We start from the raw sequence: 23,905 nt of genomic DNA on the forward strand, positions 1-23,905 counted from the left end.
ATCGCCCCCACGGCGGCCTCGGCGGCCAGACCCCCTACGAACGCCTCAAGCAGAAGACCACGACCCAGGCGTAATCGTTGATCGTCAGTTGCACACCCTGGCGGTGTGCCAGGGGCAGGAAAAGCGCTGGTCGGACCGTTCATGTGATGCGCGTGCTGACGTGCGTGATGGACACCGTCCAGGGCTCCCGGCGCAACAGGGCTCGCCTTGTGTCGATGCGGTCGTCGTGGAGTCGCGTCCATGCTTCCTGGGAAGCGGCCGTGTCGAGTGCGGGTGAGATGGTGCGCAGGATCGTCGCCACCCAGTTGTTCGCCTCGACCGCCGAGTACGCGTCGAAAGAGCCGAAGAGCGCCGGCGGGCGTCGTTCGTCGAGCCCCTGTGTCCAGCACTCGCACCAGAAGCCCGGGCTGGTCGTCAGCTCATCCGCCTCGCCCAGCTCGGCCGCGCGGCCGGCATCTACCTGGAAGTCTGCGGACAGCGCTTCGGTGCCGAACTCGGCAAGGGCGCGACCATGCTCCGGGCCCAGCTCACCGGCCGGGTCTGCCACCGGGTGAACGATGAAGCCTCCGCGAAGATGGCCCTCGGCGACATCGCGCCGAAGCGGTTCTCGGTGCCTGCGCCATTCCTGCCGAACGTCCCGGCCTCGCGGTCGCGGGGGACACGTCCGGCGGCTGGTCACGCATCCGCACCCCGTATCTCTCCCTCGGCGACGCTGCCGATATCTGCCAGGAGGCGGCACACCTGGTGCCCGACCTGTCCGCGCTGAAGTCCTTCCGGCCCGCGGTTACCCGTACGGCCCGTCGAGAGCTCGGCCCCCATCGTCCAGCCGCACCCCGTCATCGACTGACACCCCCCGCCTCACCGGTCGGCGTGACCGCCTCGCGCCACGTCCCTACCCCTCCCATGCCTGATCCAGCAGGGAGATGCCCTCATGCGCGCCCAACTGGCCCGTGTCGACGCGGTGCTCGTCCAGGCGCTCATCGCCGCCGCGCTGTCCTTCGCGCACATTCACGACGTCGCCGTTGCGGCCGGACAGGACGGCTGGAAGGCCTGGGCCTATCCCGTCTCCGTCGACCTGCTGCTCGTCGCCGCCTGGCGTCGCCTGCGTTCCGGCTCGGCCAAGGGGGCGGCCTGGTGCTGGTTCGTCGTCGCGCTCGCCGCGTCCCTCGGTGCGAACGTCGCCACGGCCGGCCTGCTCGACCTCGGCGACGTCCCGGCCTGGCTGTGCATCCTCGTCGCGGGCTGGCCCGCCGTCGCCTTCCTCGGCGGAACGCTCCTCGCCCACTCCGCACCCAAGGTGGCCGACGACGCCGAGGTCATCGAGGACCAGGAGGACGAGTCCGAAACCGCCCCCGAACCCGAGTCGCCCGCCCAACCCGCCATCGAGGCCCCGCCGGACCGCCCGGCCGTCCCGGTCCCGGCCGCCCTCATCGACCACGCCCGCAAGGTCGCCGCCGAGTACCACACCCGAACCGGCACCCCCATAGACGTCTCGACCCTGCGTGCCCGCCTCGGCGTCCCGGCGCCCATGGCCGAAGCCATCGCCGCCCACCTCTAAAGGGAGCTCTGATGACCGCCAACCGCCGCTTCCGCAACGTCACCCGCATCGGCCCCGTGCAGGTCGGCACCGCCTACGACCACCGCGGCCGCGAGAAGCACACCGCCGCCTGCACCGCCCCGCGCTGCAACTTCTCCGCCGACTACGACAGCCGCGCCGCCGCCGAGCTGGCCGCCCGCACCCACCGCTGCCCCGTCCGCTGAAAGGACCCCGTACCCCGTGACCGTCAGCCTTCCGCTCGTCGTCGTCCTCGGCTTCTTCGCCTGGGCGGCGGTCAAGTTCCTCGGCGTCCGCATCTGGATCGTCGTCCTGATCACCCTCTTCGGCTTCTGGCTCTCGCGCACCGTCCTCGCCCCCGCCATCGAGTCCGGCACGCGATCCGGGGTGGACGTCGTAAACGGCTCACATGACTAGACGAGTAGATAAGGAGTTCGCCGTGTTCCTGGCCAAATACCCGGACAACCCCACCCCGCCGCCCGCACACACCCACACCCCGACAGACCCGGCCCCCGCCCCGGCCCGGCGCTCGCTCCCGTCGGTCTCCATCGACCAGAAGACCGTCGCGGCCGTGCTCGTCGGCGGAGTCGTCCTCACCGCGCTCCTGGCCGCCGTCGCTGTCACGGCCATCTCGGTCGCCGTCGCCGCCGTGGTCCTGCGCTCCCTGCTCCGCGACCACGACCGCCGCTGACCTGCGGCCAGACCTCCGGGGCGGCGCGACACCGCCACGTACCCGCCGCCCCGGCGGCCCACTCCTCCCGAAGTGCCCGTCAGAAGGAGAACCGCCATCTTCACCAGCGTCACCCCGCCCCCACTCCCGGAACTCAGCAACCTCGCCGCAGGCGGCACCCTGCCCGGTATCCTCCGTCAGCTCTCGAGCCTCGGCGGCTGCACCCACCCGATCCGCCTCGACGGCCACCGCACCGAGTACGACGTCGACACCGCCACCGGCGAGATCGGCCGAGTCCTCCATCAGCTCAATTCGGGCGACCTCCCGGCCGGCCAACTCCTCGTCCGCTGCAACAACCGCCGCACGACCCGCTGCCCGGCCTGCTCCGAGGTCTACCGCCGCGACACCTTCCAACTGATCACCGCCGGACTGCGCGGCGGCAAAGGCACCCCGGAACACGTCGCCACCCACCCCCGGGTCTTCGCCACCTTCACCGCCCCCGGCTTCGGCCCCGTCCACAACCGCCGCACCGACGGCCGCCCCTGCCGCTGCGGAATCCGGCACGACCAGGACGACGAAGCCCTCGGCACCCCGCTCGACCCGGACACCTACGACTAGGAATCCGCCGTCCTCTGGAACGCTCACGCGGTCCGCTCTGGCGACGCTTCTCGACGTACCTGCGCCGGGAGGTCGGCAAGCGCGCCGGCCTCCGTGCGGCCGCAAGGCGGGCTACTGCCCTCAGAAGGAGCAGACGCGCCGCGAGCACAAGTCCACCAAGTCCCGTGCGGGCCGGCGCACCATCGGTCTGCCCGATCCTCTGATCAAGATTGTCCGCCAGCACCAGTATGTCTTCGCGTCGCCGATCGGTGGGTTGCTGAGCCCGAACACCGACTTCCATGTCTGGAAGCGGCTTCTGCGGGACGCGGGGGTGCGGGACGGCCGTCTCCATGACGCTCGCCACACCGCCGCGACCGTCCTCCTGATCCTCGGCGTCCCGGACGTCGTGATCGACTCGATCATGGGTTGGGAGCCCGGGGGAGCGGCCCGGATGCGCGCCCGGTACATGCACGTGACCGGGACCGTGCTTCGCAAGGTCGCGCACCAGGTCGGCGACGCGCTCTGGGGCGACGTCTGACGCCCCTGAGGGTCTCGGCTCAGCTGATCGCGAGGATCATGCTCAACGCCAGCAAAACAAGTCCTCCCACGGCTATGACGCTGCCGATGAGCTTGAAGAAACCGAGGCCGAGGCTCTCGGTGTCTGCGAGGCTCAGATTGCCTGTGCGCTGGCCCCTCAGCTCCAGGGCGGCCCGTCTTCGCGCCAGCGTTGCGTCAACGGCACCGCGCAGATTGAAAGCCCACCTCGCTCCGATGTAAACGGCTGCGGCCCCCAGGGCTGCGAGGAAGATTAAGACCCCTGTCGGGTTGGACGAGGCTGCGGCCGATGTGGTGGCGATCATGAGCATGACGCGCAGCATCGCAGGCCGCTGACGCGGATGTCACCGGATCGGCGAACTGAGACGGAAACTGAGACGGACAACGACGAAGGGCCCCACCGCGAACGGTGGGGCCCTTCGACATCGTGCCCGGTGAGGCACTGGCGGAGGATACGAGATTCGAACTCGTGAGGGGTTGCCCCCAACACGCTTTCCAAGCGTGCGCCCTAGGCCTCTAGGCGAATCCTCCGCCGCAAACAATACAAGACGTTGAGGAGTGCTCGCGAACTCGTTCCCCCCGCTCGGATCCTGTAGCCTGTGCGGAGCCCCTCACGCGGCGCTATCTGACTGAACTCCCCCAGGGCCGGAAGGCAGCAAGGGTAGGTCGGCTCTGGCGGGTGCGTGGGGGGCGCTTGCTTTCCCGGGGGCCGGGCGGGAGCCGGCGGGAACTGGGCGTGGGTCCGATGTCAGCGGTCGCCTATAACCTCGTATGCGTGTCGTCTCTCGCGCTGTACCGCCGCTATCGCCCGGAGTCGTTCGCCGAGGTCATCGGGCAGGAGCATGTCACCGACCCGCTGCAGCAGGCGCTGCGGAACAACCGGGTCAATCACGCGTACCTGTTCAGCGGGCCGCGTGGGTGCGGGAAGACGACCAGCGCGCGGATCCTGGCGCGCTGTCTGAACTGCGAGCAGGGGCCCACGCCGACGCCGTGCGGAGAGTGCGAGTCGTGCAAGGACCTGGCGAGGAACGGGCCGGGCTCCATCGACGTCATCGAGATCGACGCCGCTTCGCACGGTGGTGTGGACGACGCCCGTGACCTGCGGGAAAAGGCGTTCTTCGGGCCTGCCCGCAGTCGCTACAAGATCTACATCATCGACGAGGCCCACATGGTCACGTCGGCCGGGTTCAACGCGCTCCTCAAGGTCGTCGAAGAGCCGCCGGAGCATCTGAAGTTCATCTTCGCCACCACCGAACCCGAGAAGGTCATCGGGACCATCCGCTCGCGGACGCACCACTACCCGTTCCGGCTCGTGCCGCCCGGAACGCTGCGCGAGTACCTGGGTGAGGTGTGCCGGCAGGAGGGCATTCCCGTCGACGAGGGCGTGCTGCCGCTCGTCGTGCGATCCGGCGCGGGATCCGTGCGTGACTCCATGTCCGTCATGGACCAGCTGCTCGCCGGAGCGACCGACGCGGGTGTGACATACGCCATGGCGACCTCCCTGCTCGGTTACACGGAAAGCTCGCTGCTCGACTCCGTCGTCGAGGCCTTCGCCACGGGGGACGGGGCCGCGGCGTTCGAGGTCGTGGACCGGATCATCGAGGGGGGCAACGACCCCCGGCGGTTCGTCGCCGACCTGCTGGAGCGGCTGCGGGACCTGGTCATCCTCGCCGCCGTCCCCGACGCGGCGGAGAAGGGGCTGATCGACGCCCCGGCCGACGTCATCGAGCGCATGCAGGCCCAGGCCGGAGTCTTCGGCGCCGCCGAGCTGAGCAGGGCCGCCGACCTGGTCAACGAGGGCCTCACCGAGATGCGCGGCGCCACCTCGCCCCGCCTCCAGCTGGAACTGATCTGCGCGCGCGTGATGCTGCCGGCCGCCTATGGGGACGAGCGGTCCGTCATGGCCCGCCTGGACCGGATCGAGCGCGGCGTGAACTTCTCGCCGGGCGGCGCCGTGCACGGGCAGGGGGCCATGCAGCCCATGCAGGGTGCCGTGCAGGGGACGCCTGCCATGCCGGCGATGGGGTACGTGCCCGGGCCGGAGGTGCACGGCGGCGGCGCCGTGGCCGACAGCGCGTCGATCCCGCCGGGCGGTGGCGCCGCCGCGGCCCGCGCTGCGGTGCGGGGCCAGGGGCCGGGCCAGAGCGCCCCGCCTTCCCCGGGCGTGATGCCGACGGCCCCCGCGCCCGATCAGCCGCCGGCCGCTCCCCCCGCGGCCCCTCCGGCACACGCGCCCACGCCTACGGCCGCACCCACGCAGGCTCCCGCACCCGCGCCCGCCGCCGCCCAGGCGGTCCCGCCGGCGGAGGAGCCTCCCGCCCAGGCCCCGCCTGGCGCCTGGCCCACCGCCACGGCCGTCGGCAGCGGGCGGCGGCCCGGCGGCTGGCCCACGGCCGCCCCCGCGGGCGGCGGCGGACGGCCCCCGGCCGGCTCGAACCCCGCCCCTCAGGCGGGTCCGGCGTCCTCGGCCCCGGCAGCCGCCCCGGCCCCCTCGTCGCCGCCGGCGGCCGCGCCCGCCGGGTTCGCGCCTCCCACCGGCGGCCCCGACCCCCGCATGCTCTGGCCGAACATCCTCGACGCCGTCAAGAACCGGCGCCGTTTCACCTGGATCCTGCTCAGCCAGAACGCCCACGTCGCCGGTTTCGACGGCACGACGCTCCAGATCGGCTTCGTCAACGCCGGCGCCCGCGACAACTTCGCGAGCAGCGGCAGCGAGGACGTGCTCCGGCAGGCGCTGTCCGAGCAGTTCAACGTCCAGTGGAAGATCGACGCGGTCGTCGACCCGTCGGGCGGTTCGGCGCCCTTGCCCTCCGGCGGCTTCGGTGGTGGCGGCGGCTTCGGGGCGGGCGCCCCCGGCGGTTACGGGACCGGCGGACCCGGCGGCGCGGGCGCCCCGGGCGGATACGGCAACCCGGGAGGTTCCGGCGGCTCTGCCGGTTCCGGCGGTCACGGCGGTCACGGCGACGGCGGGACGGCGAACTCGTCGGCCGCCCCCTACTCCACTTCCACCTCTTACTCCACCGCGGCGTCCGGGTCGGCCGGAGGCGGTCCGGCCCAGCACAGAGCCCCCTCGACGTCGACGCAGTCCTCCGCTCCCGCCGGTTCCGCGCCGGGGCCGTCCCGTCCGCCCGCCCCGGAGCCGGTCGCGCCCGAGGACGACACCCCCGAGGACGACGATCCCGACCTCAACGAGTCGGCCCTCTCCGGCTACGAACTGATCGTCCGTGAGCTGGGAGCGACCGTGGTGGAGGAGTTCACCAACGAGTAGCGGGGCCCCTTCGGCGGGTCGGCGGAGAGCCCGGTCGGCGGTCGGCGGAGCGCCGTGCCGGTGCTCGGCGGAGCGCCGTGTTCGGAGAAACGCACGATGTCCCCGGCCCCCGTCCCTCGGCGGCCCGCACAAAGGGCACGGCCCGCGCCGGTTAGGCTGACCCCCGTGAACGTCCTCGTCATCGGCAGCGGCGCCCGCGAACACGCCCTGTGCCGCTCACTGTCCCTCGACCCCGCCGTCACCGCGCTGCACTGCGCGCCAGGCAACGCCGGCATCGCCGAGGTCGCCGAGCTGCACCAGGTCGACGCCCTCGACGGCGCGGCCGTCAGCGCGCTGGCCGTCGGACTCGGCGCCGAACTGGTCGTCGTGGGCCCGGAGGCGCCCCTGGTCGCCGGGGTCGCCGACGCCGTGCGCGAGGCCGGCATCCCGGTGTTCGGCCCCTCGAAGGAGGCCGCGCAGCTGGAGGGTTCCAAGGCGTTCGCCAAGGAGGTGATGGCGGCGGCCGGTGTGCCGACCGCCCGCTCCTACGTCTGCACCACCGCCGAAGGGGTCGCCGAGGCCCTGGACGCCTTCGGGGCGCCGTACGTCGTCAAGGACGACGGCCTGGCGGCCGGCAAGGGCGTCGTCGTCACCGACGACCCGGAGGCCGCCGCGGCGCACGCGGCCGGCTGCGACCGGGTCGTCATCGAGGAGTTCCTCGACGGCCCGGAGGTCTCCCTCTTCGCGATCACCGACGGCGTGAGCGTCGTCCCGCTCCAGCCCGCCCAGGACTTCAAGCGCGCGCTCGACGGCGACGAGGGCCCCAACACGGGCGGCATGGGCGCGTACTCGCCGCTGCCGTGGGCCGACCCGAAGCTGGTCGAGGAGGTCATGGAGACCGTTCTCCAGCCGACCGTCGACGAGATGCGCCGTCGCGGCACCCCGTTCTCCGGGCTGCTGTACGCGGGCCTCGCGATCACCGGCCGCGGTGTCCGGGTCATCGAGTTCAACGCCCGCTTCGGCGACCCCGAGACCCAGGTCGTCCTGGCCCGGCTGAAGACCCCGCTGGCGGGCGTCCTCGCGGCGGCCGCCACCGGCGAGCTCGCCGATCTGCCGCCCCTGCGCTGGAGCGCGGACGCCGCCGTGACGGTCGTCATCGCCTCGCACGACTACCCCGGCGACCCGCGCACCGGGGACCCGATCACCGGGCTCGCCGAGGTGGCCGCCGAGGACGCCCCGCACGCGTACGTGCTGCACGCCGGCACGAAGCGGGACGGCGACGCGGTCGTCAGCGCCGGCGGCCGGGTGCTGTCCGTCACCGCCACCGGCGCCGACCTCACCGAGGCCCGCGACCGCGCGTACCGGGCGGTCGCGCGCATCGGCCTCGACGGCTCCCAGCACCGCACGGACATCGCCGCGAAGGCAGCGGCGGACGCGTAACACCCGTTCCCCCCGCAGTCCCGCGCACAGGCGCCGGGCCGGTCCTGTCATCAGGTGTTTCTCAGGCCCCGGGTACCAGGGACCTCCGCACGGAGGATCCAGGCAACCCGGGGCCTGATCGTTGCCCATCGTCATACACCTTTCCCCAAAGCCATTCCATCGAGTGACGCTGAAGCATCCGGCTGACGGAGGCCGGACCGCCAACTAGGGTGCGGCGCAAGCCTCCCGGCCCTCGTTCCGGCACTTGGCCCACCGGCATTGCGATGTCAGTGGTCGGTGCCACAGTGGGGGAGTGAGCATCGCGAAGACAGCCGGGGGACACAGGACTGCAGGGAGGGGGTGACGTCCGGTCGTGACCGGTATGGGTGTGGAGCTGGGCGCACAGGCAGCGCGTGCCCGGGCCCTGGCCGTGCTGCGCATCCGCAGCCGGGCGCTGGCCGGCGCGCTGCTGCCCGCGGCCGCCGCCGTGATCCTGGGCGTGGGCGGTGCCACCGGGCACCTCGAGGGCCCGGGCTGGGACGGCGCACGCGTGATCGTGTACACCGTCGCCGCCGTGGTGCTGCTCGCCGCCGTGGTGATCGGCCTGGTCGTCGCCCGGTCCCGGCCCGCAGTCAGCCCCACGGTGGCCGTCGCCGAGAGGGCTGCCCCCGACCTGTACCGGCTGGTCCGTGACCTGGCCGACCGTCTCGACGTCCCCGCGCCCTCGGCGATAGCGCTCACCCCGGACTGCGACAGCTGGCTGGAGGACCGCACCCACCCGGCCCACGGCCCGCCCCCGCCCCGCGACGGCGACGAGATAGCAGGTCCGGGCGGCGCCCACGGACCGCTGCACCGTCGTGCCGTGGCGGCGCCCGTCCTCGTCATCGGCTCCCCGTTCCTGTGGTGGATGCGCGTCGGGGAGCTGCGCGCCGTCCTCGCCCCGGTCGTCGCCGGTACGGGCCCCTCGGCGCACCCCGACATAGCGGCGGCCCGGCGCTTCGTGCGCGGGCTGGACGCGGCGGTGGCCGCCTGCGCCCACCAGGGCGGTCGGCACTCCGTCCTGCGGCCCGCGTGTTCGGGCATCGGCTGGGTCGCGCGGCTGATGCTGCGCGGCTGCCAGGTGCACGCCGGCGAGATGGAACGCGGGGTGGCCGCCGCGGCCGCCGAGCGCGCACAGGCTGTGGACTACGGGCTGCGCATCGTCGCCCAGGAACAGGTGGGCCTGGCATACGCGGGATGGGACCGGCTGCTCACCCGCGTGGCGCTGCCGGCGTGGCGCATGGGCCGCTGGCCCTCCCGGCTGGACGCCGGGGTCGTCGCGGCTCTCACGGAGCTGTCCCGGCGCGACCGGCTGGCCGAGGGCTTCGCCTCCCGCCTCGGCGAGCGCCCCGCCTGCGACCTGCTCGAAGAGCCCGGCACCGTCGACGAGGCCGCCTCGCTGCTCGCGGCCCGCCTCTTCCACGGCGGCCCCGCGGAGCCCGGCCCGGACTGGTCCCCGGTGGCCTGGGAGGACTACCCGGACGAGGTCGTCGACCGCAAGTGGCGTACCGACGCGGCCCGCCTCCACCGCGTCCTGGACGCCCTCGGCGTCCGCCGCGCCCCCGACCCCGTGACCGTCCGCCACCCGGGCGGCCCCACCCTGGCCCGCGTCCTGGACCACCTCACGGATGTCCTCCCCCCGGCCCCGGAAGTGACCTACGGCCCGGCGGACCCGGGCCGCCGGCAGCCGGAACACCCTCCGGCGGGCACGGTCACCGGCCCTCCGGCGGGCCCGGGTTCCGCTGCGGACACGGAGCACTCGGCGAACCGGAACCCGAACCCGAACCCGAACCCGGGCCAGGCGCCCGGAGCGGGCTCCGCACCGGGCGCAGCCGCAGCCGCAGACCGGGACCCGTCCTCTGCCCCCGGCCCACTCGCGAACCCGGCCCCGGCCCCAGCCTCCTCGTCACCGGCCCCCGGCTCCCCGCTTCCCGCCGCCGCCCAGGGCGAGCCCGTGCTCCCCCCGGATCCGTGCCCCGCCCTCACCGCGCCGCCCACCGGTCACCCCGGTCGCCCCGAGACCGTCTCCGACCGTGCGCCGGTCGTCGCCTTCCCTCCCGACGGCGACGACACCCCGCCCGTCAACCCCCGCAGCGCCGCCCTCGCCGCCCGGCTCGGTGCCGAGGTCGGCCGGGAGGAGGCGGCGGCCGTGCCCGCGACCGGCACCGGGCCGCTCGCCGCCGGGCCCGACACGGTCCTCTGGGACGACGCCGCGCTTCCCCTGTTCCCCCTCCAGCCGCCGCGCACCGACCGGGAGCTCCTCGCCGACCACGTCACGGCGATGGTCTGCTGCGCCGCGATGGACACCGTCGGCGCGACGCCGGGCCTCGACTGGCTCGACGGCCCGACCCTCCTGGTCGACGGCCGGCGCGTGGCCGACCTGACCTCCCGGGTCCTCAGCCTCGTGGAGGACGGCGACGCGGGCCCCCTGCGCACCTGGCTCGTGGAGCTCGGCATACGGCCGGAGAAGCCGGTGCGGCTGGGCTGAGCGCGCCCCGGCCGCCCGGCTCACAGCCTCCAGAAGCTCGTCGAGAGCCCAGGAGCCCAGGAGCCCAGGAGCCCAGGAGCCCAGGAGCCCAGGAGCCCAGGAGCCCAGGAGCCCGGGAGCCCGCAGCCAGCCTTGTCGTCGCCCCGTCCGGGCGCAGGCCACCGACGGTTATCGGAGGAGTGAATTCCGCTTTCGGCCAATTCACAACGAATAGTGACTGTATGCGCGCGTTATGTGATGTGCTGGGACCGATAGAGCCCCTGGCAAGGGCTTGCGACACAGGACAGGCCGCGCACGACCGAACACACAGGCCCGAATGCATAGGCCCGCACGTGCAGGCCCGATCACACAGGCCCGAACACACAGGGCGGTCACGTCCGTACACGTCCGTACCGGCCATCACGGGGGCGCGAGGGAGGGGAGCAGCATGGGACCCGGACCAGGACCGGAGCACATCCGCCGATGGGAGTCGGGAGCACTGGCCCACGCCGTGTCCGATCCCTTCGGCCAGGGCCCGGTGCCCTGGCTGCGCGGCAGCGAGACGTACTTCGACGACACCGGCCAGGTGGTCCCCTGGTATGTGGACCCGGCGGTGCCCGCCTCGGCGCAGGGCTCCCCCCGCATCCCCGGACGCATCCCCGGCCCCCGCCCCGCGTCCGGGGCCGGCGGTCCCCGCTCCGCCGACGACGTGCGCCGCCAGATCAAGGGCTTCGTCTCCACGGGCGCGGTTGCCCCCGGGGGCGCAGTCGACTTCCACGTCACCGTCGACCCGCCCCAGGAGTTCAGCGTCGACGTCTACCGCATCGGCCACTACGACGGCGACGGAGCCGCCAAGATCACCACCAGCCCGCGCCTGTCGGGCATCGTCCAGCCGCCGCCCCTGACCGCCGACCGCACGGTCTCCTGCCACCACTGGTGGCTCTCCTGGCGTCTGCAGGTTCCGTCGTACTGGAACGTGGGCGCGTACGTCGCGGTCCTCACCACCGCCGACGGCTACCGCTCCCACGTCCCCTTCACGGTCCGCGACCGGCACCCCGCCGACCTGCTCCTGCTGCTGCCCGACATCACCTGGCAGGCCTACAACCTGTACCCCGAGGACGGCCGCACCGGCGCCAGCCTCTACCACGCCTGGGACGAGGAGGGCCGTCTCCTCGGCGAGGCCGACGCGGCGACCACCGTCTCCTTCGACCGGCCGTACGCGGGTGCGGGCTTACCCCTGCACGTCGGCCACGCCTACGACTTCATCCGCTGGGCCGAGCGCTACGGCTACGACCTTGCCTACGCCGACGCCCGCGACCTGCACGCCGGGCACGTCGACCCCACCCGATACCGGGGCCTGGTCTTTCCCGGCCACGACGAGTACTGGTCCACGACCATGCGCCGGACCGTGGAGCTCGCCCGGGACAGCGGCACCTCGCTCGTGTTCCTGTCCGCCAACTCGCTCTACTGGCAGGTGGAGCTGGGGCCGTCGCCGTCCGGAGTGCCGAGCCGGCTGCTCACCTGCCGCAAGCGCAAGGGGCCCGGCAGGCCCGTCCTGTGGCGGGAGATCGGCCGCGCCGAGCAGCAGCTGGTCGGCATTCAGTACGCAGGGCGGGTGCCCGAGCCGCACCCGTTGATCGTCCGCAACGCCGACCACTGGCTGTGGGAGGCGACCGGCGCGGGCGAGGGCGAGGGTATCGAGGGCCTGGTCGCGGGCGAGGCCGACCGCTACTTCCCGCGCACTCCGCTCCCGCGGCACGAGGACCGCATCCTCCTCGCCCACTCGCCCTACCGCGACGGCGAGGGCGTCCTGCGCCACCAGGAGACCTCCCTCTACCGCGCCCCCTCGGGCGCCCTGGTGTTCGCCTCCGGCACCTTCGCCTGGTCACCGGCCCTGGACCGCCCCGGCCACGTGGACTCCCGCGTCCAGCGCGCCACGGCCAACCTCTTGGACCGCATCTGCAAGCGCGACTGACCCCCGTCCGCGAGCGGGACCGCCCCACCGTCCGCCAAGCGCGACTGGCCCACCGTCCGAAAGCAACGACCGCCCTCCCCGCCGGCCCGCCCTCCCCGCCGGCCCGCCGGCCCGCCGGCCCGCCAGCCCGCCGGCCCGCCGGCCCGCGGCCCGCCGTCCCGGACGGTCCCGGCACCCGGCGTCCCAGATCAATCCTGAACTAAGGGACAATCGAGCCTCCAGGTCAGAACCACGGGGAGGAACCGTGTCCGGATTCGTAGAAAAGCCCGAGCCCCTTCAGGTGCCGGGCCTGGTGCATCTGCACACCGGCAAGGTGCGCGAGCTGTACCAGAACGAGGCGGGCGACCTCGTGATGGTCGCCAGCGACCGCACATCCGCCTACGACTGGGTGCTGCCGACCGAGATCCCCGACAAGGGCCGCATCCTCACCCAGCTCTCCCTGTGGTGGTTCGACCGGCTCGCCGATCTGGTGCCGAACCACGTCCTGAGCACGGAGCCGCCCGCCGGGGCCCCCGCCGACTGGGCCGGACGCACCCTGATCTGCAAGTCGCTGCGGATGGTCCCGGTCGAGTGCGTGGCCCGCGGCTACCTCACCGGCTCGGGCCTCGCCGAGTACCGGGAGTCCCGCACGGTCTGCGGCCTCGCCCTCCCCGAGGGCCTGGTCGACGGCAGCGAGCTCCCGGCGCCGATCTTCACCCCGGCCACCAAGGCCGCCGTCGGCGAGCACGACGAGAACGTCTCCTACGAGGAGGTCGCCCGCCAGGTCGGGGCCGACACCGCGGCCCAGCTCCGGCAGGCCACCCTCGCCGTCTACGGCCGGGCCCGCGACATCGCCCGCGACCGGGGCGTCATCCTCGCCGACACCAAGTTCGAGTTCGGCTTCGAGGGCGAGACCCTGGTCGTCGCCGACGAGGTCCTCACCCCGGACTCGTCCCGTTTCTGGCCGGCCGACCAGTGGCAGCCGGGCCGCGCGCAGCCCTCGTACGACAAGCAGTTCGTGCGCGACTGGCTGACCTCGACCGAGTCCGGCTGGGACCGCCACAGCGAGCAGCCCCCGCCGGCGCTGCCCGAGCGCATCGTGGACGTGACCCGCGCGAAGTACGTCGAGGCCTACGAGCGTCTGACGGGCACCGCCTGGGCGTGAGCCGCCCACGTGAAAGGCCCCGGTCGATGACCGGGGCCTTTCACGATGGAGCGGACGACGAGGCTCGAACTCGCGACCTCAACCTTGGCAAGGTTGCGCTCTACCAACTGAGCTACGTCCGCACTGCGCCGTGGTGAACATGCCGTGGCGCGAGGCCAACTATACCCAACCCCGCTCCCGGGCGATCCGCACCGCCGTGTGCCGGTTCTCCGCCCCGAGCTTGGAGACGGCCGACGACAGGTAGTTCCGTACGGTCCCCTGCGACAGCGCGGCCCGTTCGGCGATCTCCGCGACGGGCGCCCCGTCGGCGGCGAGTTCGAGCACCTCCGCCTCGCGCGAGGTCAGCGGCGAGTCGCCGGCGGCGATCGCGTCGGCCGCCAACTCCGGGTCCACGTAACGGTTCCCGGCGTGCACCGTGCGGATGATCTCGGCGAGCCGCTGGGCGCTCACCGTCTTCGGGACGAACCCGCGCACACCGGCCGCAAGTGCCCGTTTGAGATGTCCGGGCCGGCCGTGGCTGGTGACGATCAGGGTCCGGCAGCCGGGCAGTTCGGTCCGCAGGGATGTGGCGACCTTCACACCGTCGGCGCCCGGCATCTGCAGATCCAGGACGGCCACGTCGGGCTCGTGGGCCCGCGCCATCGCGAGTGCCTCCGGCCCGGTGGCCGCCTCGGCGACGACCACCAGGTCGTCCTCCAGGGACAGCAGCGCGGCCAGCGCGCCCCGGATGAGGTGCTCGTCGTCGGCGAGCAGCACCCGCACCGTCATGAAGCGACCTCTCGCACAGCCGTCTTCTCGCTCAGCGGCACCCGCGCGACCACGCGGAACGTGCCCGTTCCGGCGGGCCCGGCCTCCAGCGTTCCGTCGACTCCCCGCAGCCGCTCCCGCAACCCGGCGAGCCCGGACCCGCCGCCCGCGCCGCCGAGCCCGGACCCGCCGCCCGTCCCCTCGATGCCCGGCCCGCCGCCCGCGCCGGGGGGTCGCGCCCCGTCGTTCTCCACCGTCAGCACCACGCCTTCCGCCGTTCTCCGCACCATCACCGAGCACCGGCCCGCGTCTCCGTGCCGCAGCACGTTGGTGGTGGTCTCGCGCACCACCCAGCCGAGCGCGGACTGCACCTCGGCGGGCAGCCCGCCGGGTTCCCCGCTCACCTCGCAGGCGATGCCCGCCGCCGTCAACACACCTTGTGCGCCCTCGAGTTCGACGCCCAGGTCGGCTTCCCGGTAGCCGCGGACGACATCGCGCACCTCGCGCTGCGACTCCCGGGCTATGCGCTGCACCTCGACCATCTGCTCCACGGCGTCCGGCCGTCCGCGCCGGGCCAGCTGCACGGCCAGCTCGCTCTTCAGCGCGATCACCGCCAGGTTGCGGCCCATCACGTCGTGCAGATCCCGCCCGAAGCGCAGCCGCTCCTCGGCGACGGCGAGCCGGGCCCGGGTGTCACGGGCCTCGTCCAGCCGGAAGACGGCGTCGAGCAGCCAGACGGAGAAGACCGAGGCGAAGGCGAGGAAGCCGCCGCCGAGGAACACCGCCGCCATCGTCGCCAGGGCGGCCGTGCCGGGCAGTCCGAAGGGGAACGCCACGAGTCCGGCGCCCAGGGCGAAGCCGGCCACGACCGCGAGCACCCGCCGCCGTCTGCGCACGCCGACCGCGGTGAAGCCGGCCCCGAAGGCCAGGACGACGCCGAAGACGGCGCCCGCGGCGGCGTCGACGCCACCGCGGTCCGGGCCGTGCTCCGCGATGCCGGCAGCGGCGACGGCGACCGTCGCGGTGACGGCGGCGAGGGCCCACAGCAGCCGGACGGGCCGGCGCCGACGCCCACGCGTCCAGTCCAGTGCTCGTGACGCCGTCACGGCGCCGAGCGTGCTGTGCACGAGCGTCAGCGCCGGCAGCCACAGCGCGGGCCCGGCCGGCAGCCCTCCGGCGGAGGGCAGCCCCACCGCCATGAACTCGGCCATGGCGAAGAAGTGGAACGACCACCTGGTGTACGTCTCGACCTTCGCGGGCGTGCTCTTGCGCCGCCACCAGCCCCACGGCCTGCGCATCCGCGCGCCCCCCGTCTCTCCGTGCCTGTCCGTCTCCCGGCGCCCGTCCGTCCGGCCGTGCCCGTCCGTCTCCCGGTGCCCGTCCGTCTCCCCGTGCTCCCGGCGTTCCGTGCCCCTCAGCGCCGGGGTTCCCACCGGAACCACCGCCGTACAGCAAACACCGCCAACGCGGTCCAGGCCAGTGCGGTTCCCACGGCGCCCAGGGCGTCGTGGGCCGACAGGGACCCGGTCCAGCCGCCGCGTATCAGGGTGATCACCGGGGACAGCGGCAGCAGGGCGCAGGCCGAGGCGAGCCCGTCGGGCATCAGTTCCAGGGGGACGGCCACTCCGGAGCCGGCCATCGACACGAGCACCATCGGCGCGGTGGTGACCTGCGCGCTCTCCACGGTCCGGGTGGCCGCCGCCGTGACGGCCGCGAGCGCCGCGCAGATCACCAGGCCGAACAGCAGGCCGAGGACGGCGAGAAGAGGCTCCTTCGGAGCCGGCACGTCCAGCAGGACGGTGGAGCCGGCCACCAGCACCGCGGCCTGCATGAGCCCCGTCGCGAGGACCGGCAGCGCCGACCCGCCGAGAATCTCGGCGTCCCGGAGCTCGCCGGTGCGCAGCCGCTTCAGCACCAGCTCCTCGCGCCGGGCCGTGTAGATGACCGTCAGCGCCGAGTACACCCCGAACAGCAGGGTGAAGCCGATCGCGGCGGGCAGCAGCACCAGGCCGGCGGTGAGCCCGGCGTCCTGGACATGCATGCCGTCGACCGCGGGGGCCAGGCTGACCGGCAGCGCCAGCGGCACGAGCACGGCCGTCACGAGCGTGCTCCTGCTGCGGCCGAGCAGCGTCAGTTCGGCCCGCGCGAGGGCGGCCGTCCGACGTGCGGGAGTCGTGACCGGTCCCCCGGCCGCACGGCCGGCCGTGTCCTGCACCGTCGTCCCGCTCATGCCACGAACTCCTCGGTCCCGTAGGTCTTGCCGGTCTTGTCTTTCTCGGCTCTTTCGGCTCTTCCGGCGCTCTTCCTGCCTCTTCTTCCGGTTCTTCCGGTCGCCGCCTCGGCCGACGCCTTGTTCACGGCGTCGTTCGCCATGCCGTTCGACGCCTCCCGGGCGATCCCCAGGAACGCCTCCTCCAGTGAGGCCGAGCGCACGTCCAGCCGGCGCAGCTCGGTCCCGGTCCGCTGCGCCCACACCAGCAGGCCGGTCGCGGCCCGCTGCAGCTCCCGGGTGTGCAGCCTTATGACGCGCCCGTCGACCTCGTGCCCGCTCACGCCCAGCTCGCCCAGCGGTGGCAGATCGCCCGGGAGGTACCCCTCGGGCAGTTCGAAGGCGATCCGGGACGGCTGGGCGGCGGTCACCTCGGCGGGTGTGCCGGCGGCGGCGATGCGGCCCCGGTGCAGGATGGCCAGCCGGTCGGCGAGTTGCTCGGCCTCCTCCAGGTAGTGGGTGGTCAGCAGCACCGTGGTGCCCGCGTCGCGCAGGGCGCGCACCACGTCCCAGGTGTCCCGCCTGCCCTCGGCGTCCAGGCCGGTGGACGGCTCGTCCAGGAACAGCACCTCGGGTCCGCCGATCACCGCGAGCGCCAGGTCCAGGCGCCGCCGCTCGCCCCCGGACAGCTGCTTGACCCGGACGTCGGCCCGCGCGGTGAGCCCGGCCAGCGCCAGCGCCCGCCCGACCGGACCGGCGCCGCTCACGCAGCCGGCCCACATCCGCGCCGTCTCGGCGACGGTCAGCTCGGAGGGGAAGCCGCCCTCCTGGAGCATGACGCCGGTGCGCGGCCGTACGGCGGCCCGCTCGGTGCAGGGGTCGTGGCCGAGCACCGAGATCCGTCCGCCGTCGGGCCGTGCGAGCCCTTCCAGCAACTCGACCGTCGACGTCTTTCCGGCGCCGTTGGTGCCGAGCAGCGCGAAGATCTCGCCGCGGCCGACGTGGAAGGAGATTCCACGGACCGCTTCGAACCCACCCCCGTACACACGCCGGAGGTCGGTGACCTCGATCACGTGTTCATTCGTGTTCATGCCTCCAGGCTCCCGGCGGGCGGAGGCCGGCAGCAGTGCGAGGTGTCACCACTCCGTATGACATATGTCAGACGATCCCGTGCGAGGCCTGCGCGTTCAGGCACTTCTCAGGGCCCGCGCACAGCACAGGGCCCGCGCACGACACTCTTCGGGACACACGCTCAGCGCACACGAAAAGACCCCGGTCCAGTGGACCGGGGTCTGATTCCCGAGCGGACGACGAGGCTCGAACTCGCGACCTCAACCTTGGCAAGGTTGCGCTCTACCAACTGAGCTACGTCCGCATTGCCTCCGACCGGCTCTCACCGATCGGCGCGAGCACCAGCCTACCTGATCCAGAAGACTGGTCAGACCGGCGATGCAGAGCGGGTGACAGGAATTGCACACTGCGCCTTCCCCCTGGAAGGGGGATGTTCTGCTACTGAACTACACCCGCATGTACTCCGTGAGCTGGGCTTTTCGGCCTCGCCCCTCGGCGTGCTCCAGACTCTAGCCGACCGGGAGGGGTGCAGCGCAAGTCGGTTCGTCCGAGGGGCGGGTGACCGGCCGTCGGCCCGGGCCCGCGGTAGGGGCGCGACGGCCGTCACCGGATGCCGCTCACCGGGTTCGGCGCACCGGACCCGGCTCCCTTGCCCCGCTCACCAGGTGCCGCTCACTGGGCGTCGGTGAACGCCTCGTAGACCTTCTTGGGGATGCGGCCGCGGGCCGGCACCTCCATCTTGTTGGCCTGGGCCCAGGCCCGGACCGCCGCGGGGTCGGGGGCGACCTCCGTCTGCTTGTAGGCCTTGCCCGACCTCGACCGCTTGCGGCCGGCCTCGACGTAGGGCGCGAGCGCCTTACGCAGTTTCTCGGCATTGCCTTCATTCAGGTCGATCTCGTACGACTTGCCGTCGAGCCCGAAGGCGATCGTTTCCGCCGCTTCCGAGCCGTCGATGTCGTCAAAGAGAGTGACCACGACCTTCTGCGCCACGAATATCGGTCCCTTCGTCCGGCGCCACAAACGGTGCAGTCGTGGCGTCGTGCCGAGTCTCGGCTATTTCTAATTCATTTGTACAGTGCCCGGCAATGCATTGTGAAGCCCGACTAAATCTGTCCGCGTGTCCGGACGCAATAGGTATCCGGGGACGGCCGGGGATCTTTCCCGTAACTTTTCGTGAACATCCCCCGCCGACGCGGGATCGTGATGGCCGTCACGTAGGTTCCTCCAACTCTACTCGCGTAGAAATTTTGTGCGGGTAGTCTGAAGCCACCTGTCGGAGACACCCGCAGGAACCTGCTCAGCACCACACCACCGGGAGTGCCAGTGGCACGCGTCGTAGTCGACGTCATGCTCAAGCCGGAGATCCTCGACCCCCAGGGCCAGGCGGTGCAGCGCGCACTGCCGCGGCTGGGTTTCGAGGGCATCTCCGACGTACGTCAGGGAAAGCGATTCGAACTGGAAGTTGACGGCCCGGTCGACGAGGCCGTCCTCGCCCGCATCCATGATCTCGCGGAATCCTTCCTCGCCAACACCGTGATCGAGGACTTCACGGTCAAGGTCGAGTCGGAAGAAGCCGTCGCGGGAGCCGCGAAGTGACCGCTCGTATTGGCGTCGTCACTTTCCCGGGCAGCCTGGACGACCGGGACACCCAGCGCGCGATCCGCCTCGCGGGCGCGGAGCCCGTCGCCCTCTGGCACAAGGACAAGAACCTCCACCAGGTCGACGCCGTGGTGCTGTGCGGAGGTTTCTCCTACGGCGACTACCTGCGCGCCGGAGCGATCGCGCGGTTCTCCCCGGTGATGGAGCCCCTCATCGAGCAGGCGAAGGCCGGCCTCCCGGTCCTCGGCATCTGCAACGGCTTCCAGATCCTCACCGAGGCCCACCTCCTCCCGGGTGCGATGCTCGGCAACGACCACCTCCACTTCATCTGCCGCGACCAGAAGCTGCGGGTGGAGAACGCGGACACCGCCTGGACGACCGACTACTCGGCCGGCCAGGAGATCCACATCCCGCTGAAGAACATGGACGGCCGGTACGTCGCCGACGAGCGCACGCTCGACGAGCTGGAGGCGGAGGGCCGGGTCGCCTTCCGCTACCTGGCCCGCGACGGAGTCGCCAATGAGCGGGGTAACCCCAACGGCAGCCTCCGTGACATCGCCGGCATCACCAACGAGGCCGGCAACGTCGTGGGTCTCATGCCGCACCCGGAGCACGCCGTCGAGCCGCTCATCGGGTCCGGCCGCACCGACGGTCTCCCGTTCTTCACCTCGATCCTCAAGAAGCTGGTCAACGCATGAGCCGGACGCCTCTGGACACGGTCGAGCACGCGACCGAGACCCCCGACGTCGAGCTGCCCTGGGCCGAACTCGGCCTGAAGAAGGACGAGTACGAGCGGGTCGTGGAGATCCTCGGCCGCCGCCCGACCGGCGCCGAGCTCGCCATGTACTCCGTCATGTGGTCCGAGCACTGCTCGTACAAGTCCTCCAAGGTCCACCTGCGCCAGTTCGGCGAGAAGGCCCCGCAGTCCGACGCCCTCCTCGTCGGCATCGGCGAGAACGCGGGCGTCGTCGACGTCGGCCAGGGCTACGCGGTCACCTTCAAGGTCGAGTCGCACAACCACCCCTCCTACGTGGAGCCCTACCAGGGCGCGGCCACGGGCGTCGGCGGCATCGTCCGCGACATCATCGCGATGGGCGCGCGCCCGGTCGCGGTCGTGGACCCGCTGCGCTTCGGCGCTGCCGACCACCCCGACACCAAGCGCGTCCTGCCGGGCGTCGTCGCCGGCATCGGCGGCTACGGCAACTGCCTGGGCCTGCCTAACATCGGCGGCGAGGTCGTCTTCGACGCCTGCTACCAGGGCAACCCGCTGGTCAACGCCGGCGCCATCGGTGTGATGCGGCACGAGGACATCCACCTCGCGAAGGCGTCCGGCGCCGGCAACAAGGTCATCCTCTACGGGGCCCGGACCGGCGGCGACGGCATCGGCGGCGCGTCGATCCTCGCCTCCGAGACCTTCGACGACGCCAAGCCGTCGAAGCGTCCGGCCGTGCAGGTCGGCGACCCCTTCCAGGAGAAGCTCCTCATCGAGTGCACCCTGGAGGCCTTCAAGGAGAAGCTGGTCGTCGGCATCCAGGACCTCGGCGCGGCCGGTCTGTCCTGCGCCACCTCCGAGCTGGCCTCCAACGGCTCCGGCGGCATGCGCGTGACGCTGGACGACGTGCCGCTGCGCGACTCCACGCTCTCGCCCGAGGAAATCCTCATGAGCGAGTCGCAGGAACGCATGTGCGCGGTCGTCGAGCCGGGCAAGGTCGACCGGTTCCTCGAGATCTGCGACAAGTGGGACGTCATCGCCACGGTCATCGGCGAGGTGACCGACGGCGACCGGCTGGAGATCTTCTGGCACGGCGGCAAGATCGTCGACGTCGACCCGCGCACGGTCGCCCACGACGGCCCGGTCTACGAGCGCCCCTACGCCCGTCCGGACTGGCAGGACGCCCTCCAGGCGGACGACGCGAACAAGCTGCCCCGGCCGGCCACGGGCCAGGAGCTGAAGGACCAGGTCCTGAAGCTGGTGTCCTCCCCGAACCAGGCCTCCAAGAAGTGGATCACCTCGCAGTACGACCACTTCGTGCAGGGCAACACGGTGCTGGCCCAGCCCGAGGACTCCGGGATGATCCGCATCGACGAGGAGACCGGCCTCGGCGTCGCCATCGCCACCGACGGCAACGGCCGCTACGCCAAGCTCGACCCGTACGCGGGCGCGCAGCTGGCCCTGTCCGAGGCGTACCGCAACGTGGCGACGACCGGCGCCAAGCCGCTCGCCGTCTCCGACTGCCTGAACTTCGGCTCGCCCGAGGACCCGGCGGTGATGTGGCAGTTCGCGGAGGCCATCCGCGGCCTCGCCGACGCCTGCCTGCAACTGGGCACCCCGGTGACCGGCGGCAACGTCTCGCTCTACAACCAGACCGGCGAGGCGGCCATCCACCCGACCCCGGTGGTCGCGGTGCTGGGCGTCATCGACGACGTGGCCCGGCGCACGCCCGTCGCCTTCCAGGAGGAGGGCCAGCTGCTCTACCTCCTCGGCGACACGCGTGAGGAGTTCGGCGGCTCGGCCTGGTCCCAGGTCGTCCACGACCACCTGGGCGGACTGCCCCCGAAGGTCGACCTGGAGCGGGAGCGGCTGCTCGCCGAGATCCTGATCTCCGCCTCCCGCGACGGCATGATCGACTCCGCGCACGACCTGTCCGACGGCGGTCTGATCCAGGCGGTCGTCGAGGCGGCGCTGCTCGGCGGCAAGGGCGCGCGGCTGATCGTGCCCGACGGGCTCGACGCGTTCACCCTCCTCTTCTCCGAGTCGGCCGGCCGCGCGGTCGTCGCGGTGCCCCGCTCCGAGGAGCTCCGCTTCAACGACATGTGCGGGGCGCGCGGTCTGCCCGTCACCCGCATCGGCGTCGTCGACGGCGACACGGTCGAGCTGCAGGGCGAGTTCGAGCTGTCCCTGGAGGAGCTGCGCAGGGCCCACGAGGACACCGTCCCGGCGCTGTTCGCGTAAGCACCTGGACGCCTCCGCGTCGGCGAAGGCCCCGCCCGTTCCCACCTCCCGACGGGCGGGGCCTTCGCCGTGTCCGCCCACTTGCCGCCCCCGAAGGCCGCGACACCCTCCGCCCTCAACGCCCACTCCTCGCCCCGCACCCTCACTCCTCACCCCCCGCTCCCGCCGGTCTAGGCTCACCGCCATGCCTCCGGCCAAGAAGCGCGCCCGCGCCTACGACCCCGTCAAGATCCGCGCCGCCGTCCTCGCGCAGTTCGGGAACGTACGGCGCGCCGTGGGCACGCTCACCCCCGAGCAGCTCGCCCTGCCCACGCGCCTGCCGGGCTGGACCGTGCGGGATCTCGCCGCGCACATGACGACGGCGATGGAAACGGTCAGCCGCAACCTGGACCGGGAGGCGCCCCCGAAGCCGGATCTCGCCCTCCTGGACTGGCCGTTCGCCACCGGGGCGCGCGCCGCCGACATCTCGGACGGCACCCTGGCCCTGGCCGCGGCCCACCCCGACCTGGACACCCTCTACGCCCGCACCGAGGAGCGTCTGACCGTGGCCCTCGCCGACGCCCCGGGCGACCGGGTCCTCGCCGCCCGCACCGGTGCCATGACCCTCGCCGACTACCTCGTCACCCGCACCGTCGAACTCGTCGTCCACACCGACGACCTCAACGACGCCGTCGCCGGCCTGGACGTCCCGTACGACCGGCAGGCCCTGGCCGCCGCCACCCGGCTTCTGGCCGACGCCCTCGCCGTCAGGGCCCCCGGAGGCGCGACCGAGGTGCGGATCCCGCCGTATGCGGTCGTTCAGTGCGTCCAGGGTCCCCGGCACACCCGGGGCACCCCGCCCAACGTCGTCGAGACCGATCCGCTGACCTGGATCCGGCTGGCGACCGGCCGTGTGACCTGGCAGGAAGCCGTCGGGGCGGCGAAGGTCGGCGCGAGCGGAGAGCGGGCGGACCTCGCCGCCCTCCTGCCGCTCATGTCCTGACCCGGACCCCGCGGTGGAACCGGCCGGCCCACCCGCCCCGTCGAACCGGTATGCACCGGCACAGGCACAGCCCCACGCGCACGGACAGGTGGCGCACGAGGTCGGCTCTGCCCCTGGCGGCCGCCCTGCTGCTCGCCCCGCTCGCCGCTGCCTGCGGCGACGAGCAGGCGGACGGCCGGGGGCCCGGCAGCGGCGCGGTGAGCGCCGAGCCGCCGCTCACCGGCGTCCGGTGGAACGTCGAGAGCGTCACCGCGGACGGCGCGACCCACCGGGCACCCGACAGCGCCCGTCTGAGGATCGAGGACGGCAGGGCGGCGGGCAGTTACGGCTGCAACGAGTTCACCGCCAAGGCCGTCGTCCAGGGCGGCAGCGTCCGCTTCAGCGACGCCAGAGCGACCAGGATGGCCTGCGCGGCCCGGCCCATGGAGTTCGAGCGGGTACTGGCCGCCACCCTCGCCGACGGCGCTCTGACCACCGAGGTCAAGGGCCGCACGCTGACGCTCCGCACGGCCGACGGCGACCAGGTCCGGCTGACCAGGAAGTGAGACCGGTCCGCGCCACCGGCCCGATCGGTGTGCGACACCTCACTCACACCTGTACGACGCCTCCTCGTGAGACCGTGGCGGCAGTGCGCACGGCCCGCCGGTGGATCATGCCAATCGCCGGTTGACCTGCG

20 protein-coding genes, 4 tRNA genes, 1 other RNA gene and 4 pseudogenes are annotated in these 23,905 nt (G+C 72.7%); 18 read left to right on the forward strand and 11 right to left on the reverse strand.

What is annotated here, in order from left to right:
* Positions 1-142: 142 nt before the first annotated feature.
* A pseudogene (locus IE239_RS37955) lies at positions 143-418 on the reverse strand (hypothetical protein); the annotation flags it as partial.
* Between IE239_RS37955 and IE239_RS42725 the strand changes: the two are divergent.
* The 7 genes and pseudogenes from IE239_RS42725 to IE239_RS37985 form a co-directional block, all read left to right on the forward strand.
* Positions 416-847, forward strand: a pseudogene (locus IE239_RS42725) (FtsK/SpoIIIE domain-containing protein); the annotation flags it as partial. The pseudogenes IE239_RS37955 and IE239_RS42725 sit on opposite strands and share 3 nt — an antisense overlap.
* Positions 848-931: 84 nt before the next feature.
* Positions 932-1,558, forward strand: coding sequence for a DUF2637 domain-containing protein (locus tag IE239_RS37960; protein WP_190154020.1), 627 nt, complete (start codon positions 932-934; stop codon positions 1,556-1,558).
* An 11-nt stretch (positions 1,559-1,569) separates the two neighbouring features.
* Positions 1,570-1,761 (forward strand): mobile element transfer protein, encoded by a 192-nt coding sequence (locus IE239_RS37965; RefSeq protein ID WP_010985414.1) that lies wholly within the window; start codon positions 1,570-1,572, stop codon positions 1,759-1,761.
* A gap of 16 nt (positions 1,762-1,777) precedes the next feature.
* Complete coding sequence (locus IE239_RS37970; protein ID WP_059130629.1) at positions 1,778-1,972, forward strand: hypothetical protein; 195 nt, start codon at positions 1,778-1,780, stop codon at positions 1,970-1,972.
* A 22-nt stretch (positions 1,973-1,994) separates the two neighbouring features.
* On the forward strand, positions 1,995-2,246 hold the full coding sequence (locus IE239_RS37975; RefSeq protein ID WP_190154021.1) for a SpdD protein: 252 nt from the start codon (positions 1,995-1,997) through the stop codon (positions 2,244-2,246).
* A 159-nt stretch (positions 2,247-2,405) separates the two neighbouring features.
* Positions 2,406-2,953, forward strand: a pseudogene (locus tag IE239_RS37980) (replication initiator); the annotation flags it as partial.
* Positions 2,935-3,360, forward strand: a pseudogene (locus tag IE239_RS37985) (tyrosine-type recombinase/integrase); the annotation flags it as partial. The pseudogenes IE239_RS37980 and IE239_RS37985, both read left to right, overlap by 19 nt.
* Positions 3,361-3,379: 19 nt before the next feature.
* On the opposite strand, the gene IE239_RS37990 reads toward IE239_RS37985, so the two are convergent.
* Both IE239_RS37990 and IE239_RS37995 read right to left on the reverse strand, forming a co-directional pair.
* The gene (locus IE239_RS37990; protein WP_190154022.1) at positions 3,380-3,688 is read right to left on the reverse strand and encodes a hypothetical protein; all 309 of its coding nucleotides are present in this window, start codon (positions 3,686-3,688) and stop codon (positions 3,380-3,382) included.
* A gap of 132 nt (positions 3,689-3,820) precedes the next feature.
* Positions 3,821-3,908: transfer RNA gene (locus tag IE239_RS37995), tRNA-Ser, on the reverse strand.
* Between the two features lie 71 nt (positions 3,909-3,979).
* On the opposite strand from IE239_RS37995, the gene ffs reads away from it, so the two are divergent.
* From ffs to IE239_RS38025, 6 genes are all read left to right on the forward strand, one after another.
* Positions 3,980-4,078, forward strand: an RNA gene (gene ffs / locus IE239_RS38000) — signal recognition particle sRNA small type.
* Between the two features lie 74 nt (positions 4,079-4,152).
* Positions 4,153-6,645 (forward strand): DNA polymerase III subunit gamma and tau, encoded by a 2,493-nt coding sequence (locus tag IE239_RS38005; protein WP_190154023.1) that lies wholly within the window; start codon positions 4,153-4,155, stop codon positions 6,643-6,645.
* Positions 6,646-6,810: 165 nt separating this feature from the next.
* The gene (gene purD / locus IE239_RS38010; RefSeq protein WP_190154024.1) at positions 6,811-8,064 is read left to right on the forward strand and encodes a phosphoribosylamine--glycine ligase; all 1,254 of its coding nucleotides are present in this window, start codon (positions 6,811-6,813) and stop codon (positions 8,062-8,064) included.
* Between the two features lie 361 nt (positions 8,065-8,425).
* Complete coding sequence (locus IE239_RS38015) at positions 8,426-10,570, forward strand: hypothetical protein (RefSeq protein ID WP_229878668.1); 2,145 nt, start codon at positions 8,426-8,428, stop codon at positions 10,568-10,570.
* Positions 10,571-10,997: 427 nt separating this feature from the next.
* Positions 10,998-12,524 carry a N,N-dimethylformamidase beta subunit family domain-containing protein gene (locus IE239_RS38020; RefSeq protein ID WP_190154026.1) on the forward strand — a complete coding sequence of 509 codons (1,527 nt, stop codon included), beginning with the start codon at positions 10,998-11,000 and terminating at the stop codon, positions 12,522-12,524.
* Between the two features lie 244 nt (positions 12,525-12,768).
* Positions 12,769-13,668, forward strand: coding sequence for a phosphoribosylaminoimidazolesuccinocarboxamide synthase (locus IE239_RS38025; protein WP_190154027.1), 900 nt, complete (start codon positions 12,769-12,771; stop codon positions 13,666-13,668).
* A gap of 46 nt (positions 13,669-13,714) precedes the next feature.
* On the opposite strand, the gene IE239_RS38030 is transcribed toward IE239_RS38025, so the two are convergent.
* From IE239_RS38030 to IE239_RS38065, 8 genes are all read right to left on the reverse strand, one after another.
* A tRNA-Gly gene (locus tag IE239_RS38030) sits at positions 13,715-13,790 on the reverse strand.
* Between the two features lie 37 nt (positions 13,791-13,827).
* Complete coding sequence (locus tag IE239_RS38035) at positions 13,828-14,436, reverse strand: response regulator transcription factor (protein ID WP_190154028.1); 609 nt, start codon at positions 14,434-14,436, stop codon at positions 13,828-13,830.
* Complete coding sequence (locus IE239_RS38040; RefSeq protein WP_190154029.1) at positions 14,433-15,713, reverse strand: sensor histidine kinase; 1,281 nt, start codon at positions 15,711-15,713, stop codon at positions 14,433-14,435. The genes IE239_RS38035 and IE239_RS38040 overlap by 4 nt, the downstream gene beginning before the upstream one ends.
* Before the next feature lie 116 nt (positions 15,714-15,829).
* Entirely contained in the window at positions 15,830-16,645 is an 816-nt protein-coding gene (locus IE239_RS38045; protein WP_190154030.1) for an ABC transporter permease, read from the reverse strand.
* Positions 16,642-17,715, reverse strand: coding sequence for an ABC transporter ATP-binding protein (locus IE239_RS38050; RefSeq protein WP_190154031.1), 1,074 nt, complete (start codon positions 17,713-17,715; stop codon positions 16,642-16,644). The genes IE239_RS38045 and IE239_RS38050 overlap by 4 nt, the downstream gene beginning before the upstream one ends.
* Before the next feature lie 211 nt (positions 17,716-17,926).
* Positions 17,927-17,999 (reverse strand) — tRNA-Gly (locus IE239_RS38055).
* Positions 18,000-18,079: 80 nt separating this feature from the next.
* Positions 18,080-18,151: transfer RNA gene (locus tag IE239_RS38060), tRNA-Gly, on the reverse strand.
* Positions 18,152-18,367: 216 nt separating this feature from the next.
* The gene (locus IE239_RS38065; protein WP_190154032.1) at positions 18,368-18,685 is read right to left on the reverse strand and encodes a histone-like nucleoid-structuring protein Lsr2; all 318 of its coding nucleotides are present in this window, start codon (positions 18,683-18,685) and stop codon (positions 18,368-18,370) included.
* Positions 18,686-19,018: 333 nt separating this feature from the next.
* Between IE239_RS38065 and purS the strand changes: the two genes are divergently transcribed.
* The 5 genes from purS to IE239_RS38090 all read left to right on the forward strand — a co-directional run bounded on the left by purS (position 19,019) and on the right by IE239_RS38090 (position 23,774).
* On the forward strand, positions 19,019-19,291 hold the full coding sequence (purS, locus tag IE239_RS38070; protein WP_190154033.1) for a phosphoribosylformylglycinamidine synthase subunit PurS: 273 nt from the start codon (positions 19,019-19,021) through the stop codon (positions 19,289-19,291).
* Positions 19,288-19,992: a phosphoribosylformylglycinamidine synthase subunit PurQ gene (gene purQ / locus IE239_RS38075; RefSeq protein WP_190154034.1), complete on the forward strand. Its 705-nt coding sequence runs from the start codon at positions 19,288-19,290 to the stop codon at positions 19,990-19,992. Before purS ends, purQ begins: the two co-directional genes overlap by 4 nt.
* Entirely contained in the window at positions 19,989-22,247 is a 2,259-nt protein-coding gene (gene purL, locus IE239_RS38080; RefSeq protein ID WP_190154035.1) for a phosphoribosylformylglycinamidine synthase subunit PurL, read from the forward strand. Before purQ ends, purL begins: the two co-directional genes overlap by 4 nt.
* 184 nt (positions 22,248-22,431) lie before the next feature.
* Positions 22,432-23,229 carry a maleylpyruvate isomerase family mycothiol-dependent enzyme gene (locus tag IE239_RS38085; protein WP_190154036.1) on the forward strand — a complete coding sequence of 266 codons (798 nt, stop codon included), beginning with the start codon at positions 22,432-22,434 and terminating at the stop codon, positions 23,227-23,229.
* 50 nt (positions 23,230-23,279) lie between these two features.
* On the forward strand, positions 23,280-23,774 hold the full coding sequence (locus tag IE239_RS38090; RefSeq protein WP_190154037.1) for an META domain-containing protein: 495 nt from the start codon (positions 23,280-23,282) through the stop codon (positions 23,772-23,774).
* Positions 23,775-23,905: the final 131 nt, after the last annotated feature.

This window comes from Streptomyces humidus, assembly GCF_014649655.1.
Classification (GTDB): Bacteria; Actinomycetota; Actinomycetes; order Streptomycetales; family Streptomycetaceae; genus Streptomyces; species Streptomyces humidus.

Bases quoted from the DNA above. Each gene is read 5' to 3' on its own strand.
- IE239_RS37990 (WP_190154022.1), bottom strand. From the start codon at position 3,688: ATGCTCATGATCGCCACCACATCGGCCGCAGCCTCGTCCAACCCGACA.
- IE239_RS38020 (WP_190154026.1), top strand. From the start codon at position 10,998: ATGGGACCCGGACCAGGACCGGAGCACATCCGCCGATGGGAGTCGGGA.
- IE239_RS38015 (WP_229878668.1), top strand. From the start codon at position 8,426: ATGGGTGTGGAGCTGGGCGCACAGGCAGCGCGTGCCCGGGCCCTGGCC.
- IE239_RS38050 (WP_190154031.1), bottom strand. From the start codon at position 17,715: ATGAACACGAATGAACACGTGATCGAGGTCACCGACCTCCGGCGTGTG.
- IE239_RS37965 (WP_010985414.1), top strand. From the start codon at position 1,570: ATGACCGCCAACCGCCGCTTCCGCAACGTCACCCGCATCGGCCCCGTG.
- purL (WP_190154035.1), top strand. From the start codon at position 19,989: ATGAGCCGGACGCCTCTGGACACGGTCGAGCACGCGACCGAGACCCCC.
- IE239_RS38090 (WP_190154037.1), top strand. From the start codon at position 23,280: ATGCACCGGCACAGGCACAGCCCCACGCGCACGGACAGGTGGCGCACG.
- IE239_RS38035 (WP_190154028.1), bottom strand. From the start codon at position 14,436: ATGACGGTGCGGGTGCTGCTCGCCGACGACGAGCACCTCATCCGGGGC.
- IE239_RS37960 (WP_190154020.1), top strand. From the start codon at position 932: ATGCGCGCCCAACTGGCCCGTGTCGACGCGGTGCTCGTCCAGGCGCTC.
- IE239_RS38040 (WP_190154029.1), bottom strand. From the start codon at position 15,713: ATGCGCAGGCCGTGGGGCTGGTGGCGGCGCAAGAGCACGCCCGCGAAG.
- IE239_RS38045 (WP_190154030.1), bottom strand. From the start codon at position 16,645: ATGAGCGGGACGACGGTGCAGGACACGGCCGGCCGTGCGGCCGGGGGA.
- IE239_RS38085 (WP_190154036.1), top strand. From the start codon at position 22,432: ATGCCTCCGGCCAAGAAGCGCGCCCGCGCCTACGACCCCGTCAAGATC.